Below are 6,955 nucleotides of genomic sequence, written 5' to 3'. Positions count from 1 at the left end.
GAGGGGCAGACGCGCGGCACGAACGAAACGATACGGTGGTAACAAACATGGATAGCCGCACCCGGCTGCAGGAGCTTTTGCCGAAGCTCGTGCTCGCCCCCAGCTTTCTCATCGTTCTGGTGTTCGTCTACGGCTTCATCGCCTATACGGGCTTCCTGTCGCTGACGGACAGCAAGATGCTGCCGTCCTACAACTTCGTCGGCCTCCTGAACTACAGCAGGCTGTGGGCCTTGCCGCACTGGTGGCGGGCGATCAGCAATCTCGCGATCTTCGCTACGCTCTATATCGTCATCTGCTCGGTGCTGGGGCTCGCGCTCGCGATCCTGCTCGACCAGAAAATCCGTATCGAAGGCTTTCTCCGGCCGATCTATCTTTACCCGATGGCACTTTCCTTCATCGTCACGGGAACGGCCTGGAAGTGGTTCCTCGATCCCGGCATCGGGCTCGAGAACACGATGCACCTCTGGGGCTGGGAAAGCTTCTCCTTCAACTGGATCAAGGACCGCAACTACGCGATCTACTGCGTCGTCATCGCCGCCGTCTGGCAATCGACCGGCTTCGTCATGGCGATGTTTCTGGCGGGCCTGCGCGGTGTCGACAACGAGATCATCAAGGCCGCCCAGATCGACGGGGCGACGACGCCCACCATCTACCGGCGGATCATCATCCCCTTGATGCGGCCGGTCTTCCTTTCCGCCTTCGTGGTGCTCGCCCATCTCGCGATCAAAGCTTACGACCTGGTCATCGCACTCACCGGCGGCGGGCCGGGACAGGCGACCGAGCTGCCGGCGACCTTCATGTATTCCTACACCTTCACCCGCAACCAGATGGCGATCGGCGCCTCGTCGGCGATCATCATGCTCGTCATGATCTTCTCGATCATCATTCCCTATCTCTATTCCGAAGTCCGGGGAGGAAAACGCTGATGGGCGCTCCCAGTCCCGAGAACGTCATCTCGCACGATCGCCTGACGCGGGCGCTGATCTATCTGGCGCTGATCCTCTTCGCGCTCTATTCGCTGCTGCCGCTCTACGTGATGGTGGTGAATTCCTTAAAGCCGCTCGACGAGATCCGCCAGGGCGGCATGCTGAACCTGCCTCAGACCTGGACCATCGAGCCCTGGCTTTCCGCCTGGTCGACGGCACAGATCGGCGTGCAGCCGACCGGCCTTCGTCCCTTCTTCATCAATTCGATCCTGATGGTCGTGCCGGCCGTGGCGATCTCGACGATGATCGGTGCTCTCAACGGCTACGTGCTGACGAAATGGCGCTTCCCTGGCGCAAACGTCTTTTTCGGCATGTTGCTCCTCTCCTGCTTCATTCCCTTCCAGATCGTGCTGATCCCGATGGCGCGCATCCTCGGCATTTTCGGCCTGGCGGGGTCGATCTGGGGGCTGATCCTCGTCCATGTCGTCTACGGCATCGGTTTCACGACGCTCTATTTCCGCAACTACTACGAGGCTTTCCCGACCGAGCTGGTGCGCGCGGCGCAGATCGACGGCGCGAGCTTCTTCCAGATCTTCCGGCGGATCCTGCTGCCGTCTTCCGGGCCGATCATCGTCGTCTCGGTCATCTGGCAATTCACCAATATCTGGAACGACTTCCTGTTCGGCGCCTCGTTCTCCGGGCCCTATTCGACACCGATGACGGTGGCACTCAACAACCTGGTGAGCTCGTCGACGGGGGTCAAGGAATACAATGTCCACTTCGCGGGCGCGATCCTCGCCGCCCTGCCAACGCTCATCGTCTATATCGTGTCCGGCCGCTACTTCGTCCGCGGGCTGATGTCCGGCGCCGTGAAAGGGTAAGCCCATGTCGTTCCTGAAGATCACCAACCTGCGCAAATCCTACGGCGCCCTCGAAATCCTCAAGGACATCAACCTCGAAATCGAAGAGGGCGGTTTCCTCGTGCTCGTCGGCCCCTCCGGCTGCGGCAAGTCGACGTTGCTCAACACGATTGCCGGCCTCGAGCCGATCACCTCCGGCGATATCGCCATCAACGGCCGCTCGGTCACGGGACTGCATCCGTCGAAGCGGGACATCGCCATGGTGTTCCAGTCCTACGCGCTCTATCCGAACATGACGGTGGCCGGCAATATCGCCTTTGGCATGGAAATCCGCGGTGTGCCGAAGGAGGAGCGCGAGAAAGCGATCCGCCAAGTTGCGGACATGCTGCAGATAGGTCATCTGCTCGACCGCAAACCGAGCCAGCTCTCCGGCGGCCAGCGCCAGCGCGTCGCCATGGGACGGGCGCTCGTGCGCAATCCGCAAGTCTTCCTGTTCGACGAGCCTCTGTCGAATCTCGACGCAAAGCTGCGCGTCGACATGCGTACCGAGATCAAGCGGCTGCACCACCGCATGAAGACGACCATCGTCTACGTGACCCACGACCAGATCGAGGCGATGACGCTTGCAACCAAGATCGCGGTGCTGAAGGACGGCGTGCTGCAGCAGTTCGGAACGCCGGCGGAGATCTACAACAACCCCGCCAATATATTCGTTGCGGATTTCATGGGATCGCCGGCCATGAACCTCCTGAACGCCCGCATCGAAACCTCGGGCCCGCAAGTCGCGGTGACGCTGGCGCGGCCGCATGCCGAACCGCTGAGGCTCGCCGTGCCGCATAACGGCGCGCTCTCCGCCTATGCGGGCAGGGAAGTCATCTTCGGCATCCGCCCGGAGGCGCTGACCGATCCGGACGGGGCGGACCGCAATGCAAAATTCGTCGCCGAGGGCGAATGCCTGATCGAGGTGGTAGAGCCGGCGGGATCCGACACCTTCGCGGTCACGAGGCTCGGCGGCAAGGAGGTCGTCGCGCGGCTCAGGGCCGACGCCCGCATCGCCCCCGGCCAGACGTCCCGCCTCGCCTTCAATCTCGACAAAGCCGTGTTCTTCGATCGCGAGAGCGAGAAGCGGATCGCATGAGCCCGAGCATGGAGAGCCGGCCGGACATTGTCATCATCGGATCGGGGATCGGCGGCGCGACCGTCGCCGCAGGCCTTGCCGCCTCCGGTGCCGAGATACTGATCCTCGAAGCGGGCCGCCATATCGAGGACCTGCCGGTCAATCGCGACCAGCAGGCGATCTTCCAGCGCGGCCATTTCCGGCCGAAGGAGACCTGGTACGAGGCGGGCGGTCTCGGCTTCAACCCCGGCAATTATTACAACGTTGGCGGCAATTCGAAGTTCTACGGTGCGGTGCTGACCCGCTATCGCCGCGAGGATTTCGAGGAGATGGAGCACCGCGACGGCATTTCTCCCGCATGGCCCTTTCCCTATGAGGAGCTCGAGCCCTGGTATTCGAAGGCCGAACAGCTTTATCAGGTGCGCGGCCAACTCGGTGAGGACCCGACGGAGCCCACTCACTCGAGCGACTATCCGCACGGCCCGGTGCCGGACGAGCCGGCGATCGCCAAGGTCCGCAAGCGTTTGGCCGAGATCGGCCTGCACCCCTATTCGCTGCCGCTCGGCGTCGATATCGAGCGCTGGCTCGCCAAGGGCAAGACCCCCTGGGACGCGCACCCGAACTGTTTCGACGGCAAGATGGATGCCGAAACGGCGGCGCTGGCGGCGGCGCTCGAATATCCGAATGTCCGGCTGCAGACAGGCTCGCGCGTGACCCGGCTGACCACGGAGCCGGACGGCAAGGCGATCGAGACTGTGCACTTCGTCAGGGATGGCATCGAGCACAGTGTCTCACCGAAGCTCGTCATCCTCTCGGCGGGAGCGGTGCAGTCGGCCGTGCTGCTTCTGCGCTCGGCAGATGAACGGAACCCGGCGGGGCTAGCCAACCGGTCCGATCAGGTCGGCCGCAACTTCATGAACCACAATTCGAGCGCGGTGATCGCGCTCAGCCCCTGGTACCGCAACGATTCCGTTTATCAGAAGACCTTCGGCCTCAACGACTTTTATCTGTCCGATGGGGCGGGCGGACCGCCGCTCGGCAATATCCAGCTTCTCGGCCGCGTCTCCGGCGCGATCCTGAAGGCAAATATGAAATCGATGCCGGAATGGCTGTTGAACCAGGTGTCGGCCCGCGGCATCGACTTCTACGCCATGAGCGAGGACCTGCCCTCGCCGGAGAGCCGGGTCATGGTCGACGGCGATCGGGTGGTGCTCAAATGGGTGCGCACCAATTGGCAGGCCCATCTCGATCTCGTCGCCAAGCTGAAGGCGGTTCTGAAAAAGGCGGGCTTCCCGGTCGTGCTCGCGCGCGCCTTCGACAAGCGAACGCCGTCGCATCAGTGCGGTACGGTCCGGATCGGCACGGACCCGGCAAAGGCGCCGCTCGATGTCTATTGCCGCGCCTTTGACCACCCGAATCTCTTCGTCGTTGACGCAGGCTTCCTGCCAACGTCGGCCGCCGTCAATCCGGCGCTGACGGTCGCCGCCCAGGCGCTGCGCGTCGCCGACCACATCGTGAAAGAGGATCTTCGGTCATGACGGATAGGGCACGTCCTGTCGCGATCGTCACGGGCGGCCGCCGCGGCATCGGGCTCGGGATCGCCCGCGCGCTTGCGGCAGGCGGCTTCGATATCGCCATCACTGGAATTGGCGATGCGGACGGTGTCGCTCCGGTGATTGCCGAACTCGCCGGATTTGGTGCGCGGGCCATTTTTGTCAGGGCCGATCTTGCCGATCTTTCGGGCCACCAGACGACCGTCGATGCGGTTGTTGCAGCGTTCGGCAGGATCGACTGCCTCGTCAACAACGCCGGTATCGCCTCCGTCGTACGCGGCGATTTCCTCGATCTCAAACCTGAGAATTTCGACACGATCGTCGGCGTCAATCTGCGCGGCACCGTTTTCTTCACCCAGGCGGTGCTGAAGGTCATGCTCGCAGCGCCGGCCATTTCGCCGCGCTCGATCATCAACATCACCTCGGTCTCGGCCGCGATGACCTCGACGGAGCGGCTCGACTATTGCATGAGCAAGGCGGGTCTCGCGGCCTTCAGCCAGGGTCTGGCGTTGAGACTCGCCGAAACCGGCATCGCCGTCTTCGAGGTCCGCCCCGGCATCATCCGCTCCGACATGACCGCGGCTGTCTCCGGCAAATACGACGCGCTGATCGCAGGCGGCTTGGTGCCGATGCGGCGCTGGGGCGAGCCGGAGGATATCGGCAACATCGTCGCCGGCCTCGCCGGCGGCAAATTCGGCTTCGCCACGGGTTCGGTGATCCAAGCCGACGGCGGGCTTTCAATCAGCCGTCTTTAGGAGATTGAGCACCTGGGCAGAGATGCATCGGGATTATCAGGCCTGAGATTTTGGAACGTTCCAAACGCAGGCATGGAGGAAACGGAGAATGGCATTCGACTACATCATCACCGGCGCCGGCCCGGCCGGCTGTGTGCTCGCCAATCGACTGAGCGAGGACCCGACGGTCAAGGTGCTGCTGCTCGAGGCGGGCGGCAGCGATTGGAACCCGTTGTTCCACATGCCGGCCGGCTTCGCCAGGATGACCAAGGGTGTCGCGAGTTGGGGCTGGCATACGGTGCCGCAGAAGCACATGAAGGGCAGGGTGCTGCGCTATACCCAGGCGAAGGTGATCGGCGGCGGCTCCTCGATCAATGCGCAGCTCTATACCCGCGGCAATGCCGTCGATTACGATCTCTGGGCAAATGAGGACGGCTGCACCGGCTGGGACTATCGCAGCGTCCTTCCCTATTTCAAGCGCGCCGAGGACAATCAGCGTTTCGCCGACGACTATCATTCCTATGGCGGGCCGCTCGGCGTCTCGATGCCGGTTTCGGCGCTGCCGATATGCGACGCCTATATCCGGGCCGGTCAGGAGCTCGGCATTCCCTATAATCACGATTTCAACGGAAGGCAGCAGGCGGGCGTCGGCTTCTACCAGCTGACGCAACGCAACCGCCGCCGCTCTTCAGCCTCGCTTGCCTATCTCTCGCCGATCAAGGATCGAAAAAACCTGGCGGTGCGCACCGGTGCCCGCGTCGCGCGCATCGTACTCGAAGGCCGCCGAGCAGTCGGCGTCGAGGTGGTGACGGCCAAAGGCAAAGAGATTATCCGGGCCGCGCGCGAGGTGCTGGTCTCTTCGGGCGCGATTGGCTCGCCAAAGCTTCTCCTGCAATCCGGCATCGGCCCGGCCGACCACCTGCGCTCGGTCGGCGTCGAGGTCAGGCACGATCTGCCTGGTGTCGGCGGCAATCTCCAGGACCATCTCGATCTTTTCGTGATCTCGGAGTGCACCGGCGATCATACCTATGATGGCGTCGCCAAACTGCATCGCACGCTCTGGGCCGGTCTGCAATATGTGCTCTTCCGTACCGGGCCGGTCGCCTCCTCCCTCTTCGAGACCGGGGGTTTCTGGTATGCCGATGCGAATGCGCGTTCACCGGATATCCAATTCCATCTCGGCCTCGGCTCCGGTATCGAGGCCGGTGTGGCCCGGCTCAAGAATGCCGGCGTCACGCTCAACTCCGCCTATCTGCATCCGCGCTCGCGCGGCACCGTGCGGCTTTCCTCCGCCGATCCGTCGGCGGCACCGCTGATTGATCCGAACTATTGGGAGGACCCGCACGACCGGAAGATGTCTCTCGAAGGTCTCAAAATCGCGCGCGAGATCATGCAGCAGCCGGCGCTCGAGCCCTACGTGCTGGCGGAACGCTTGCCGGGCAACAACGTGAAGACCGAGGAGCAGTTGTTCGACTATGGCTGTGCCAATGCCAAGACCGATCATCACCCGGTCGGCACCTGCAAGATGGGAACGGACGCGATGGCGGTCGTCGATCTTGAGCTGAAGGTCCGCGGGCTCGATGGCTTACGCGTCTGCGACAGCTCGGTCATGCCGCGCGTCCCTTCCTGCAACACCAACGGGCCGACGATCATGGTCGGCGAGAAGGGGGCGGACATCATCCGCGGGCTGCCGCCGCTCCCTCCGGCGGTGTTCCAGCACGAGCGCAACGACACGCGGCCGCGCGCCCGCGCCGATATCTGCTGA

Annotated in this window: 6 protein-coding genes; all 6 read left to right on the top strand. The window is 63.3% G+C overall.

Annotated elements, in window-relative coordinates; all coding sequences use genetic code 11:
- Positions 1 to 47 precede the first annotated feature (47 nt).
- Positions 48 to 926, top strand: coding sequence for a carbohydrate ABC transporter permease (locus AYK65_RS16605; protein WP_026615329.1), 879 nt, complete (start codon positions 48 to 50; stop codon positions 924 to 926).
- Positions 926 to 1,807 carry a carbohydrate ABC transporter permease gene (locus tag AYK65_RS16600; protein WP_026615330.1) on the top strand — a complete coding sequence of 294 codons (882 nt, stop codon included), beginning with the start codon at positions 926 to 928 and terminating at the stop codon, positions 1,805 to 1,807. The genes AYK65_RS16605 and AYK65_RS16600 overlap by 1 nt, the downstream gene beginning before the upstream one ends.
- 4 nt (positions 1,808 to 1,811) lie before the next feature.
- Positions 1,812 to 2,924 carry an ABC transporter ATP-binding protein gene (locus AYK65_RS16595; protein ID WP_026615331.1) on the top strand — a complete coding sequence of 371 codons (1,113 nt, stop codon included), beginning with the start codon at positions 1,812 to 1,814 and terminating at the stop codon, positions 2,922 to 2,924.
- Positions 2,921 to 4,441 (top strand): GMC oxidoreductase, encoded by a 1,521-nt coding sequence (locus AYK65_RS16590; protein ID WP_026615332.1) that lies wholly within the window; start codon positions 2,921 to 2,923, stop codon positions 4,439 to 4,441. Before AYK65_RS16595 ends, AYK65_RS16590 begins: the two co-directional genes overlap by 4 nt.
- Positions 4,438 to 5,211: a 3-ketoacyl-ACP reductase gene (locus AYK65_RS16585; RefSeq protein WP_046120590.1), complete on the top strand. Its 774-nt coding sequence runs from the start codon at positions 4,438 to 4,440 to the stop codon at positions 5,209 to 5,211. The genes AYK65_RS16590 and AYK65_RS16585 overlap by 4 nt, the downstream gene beginning before the upstream one ends.
- An 88-nt stretch (positions 5,212 to 5,299) precedes the next feature.
- Positions 5,300 to 6,955, top strand: coding sequence for a GMC family oxidoreductase (locus AYK65_RS16580; RefSeq protein WP_046120589.1), 1,656 nt, complete (start codon positions 5,300 to 5,302; stop codon positions 6,953 to 6,955).

Origin of the sequence: Ensifer aridi, assembly GCF_002078505.1 — a bacterium.
Lineage (GTDB): Bacteria > Pseudomonadota > Alphaproteobacteria > Rhizobiales > Rhizobiaceae > Sinorhizobium > Sinorhizobium aridi.
Note: the sequence above shows the minus strand (reverse complement) of the source record. Positions and strands in the feature narration are given on the sequence as shown.